The organism is Aeromonas aquatilis (assembly GCF_054052405.1).
Genome location: NZ_JBSTYP010000187.1, coordinates 1 through 376, shown reverse-complemented (window position 1 = coordinate 376; position 376 = coordinate 1). Strand labels below are relative to the sequence as shown.

Here is a 376-nt window from a genome sequence, read left to right as displayed (position 1 = left end):
GTCGAGAAGGCGATGGGCTGCACCATCAGTGATGAGCAGCGCCAGTGGTACGTGCTCAAGGAGTCAACCCAAGGCGAGGAGATGAAACAGGAGTTCCCGAGCACGCCGCTGGAGGCCTTCCTGACGTCTGGCCGCAGGGTATTTGACCCCATTGTCACCATGGCTGCAGAGGGCGACTGCATTGCCCCGCTCATCGTCTATGACATGGACCCGGTTACCGGCCGCCGGGAGAAGGCTCGCAAACCCGAGACTCTGGACGAGCAAGGCCAGCGCTCAGTCGAAAACATGCTGCTGGTATGGGAGCTGCCCGACCCTGACGAGGATTACGCTATTGGCGCCGACGTGGCAGAAGGTCTCGAGCATGGTGACCGTTCGA

1 pseudogene is annotated in these 376 nt (G+C 61.2%); it reads left to right on the top strand.

Features of this window, described 5'->3' with window-relative positions:
• A pseudogene (locus ACW5W8_RS23945) lies at positions 1–376 on the top strand (terminase); the annotation flags it as partial.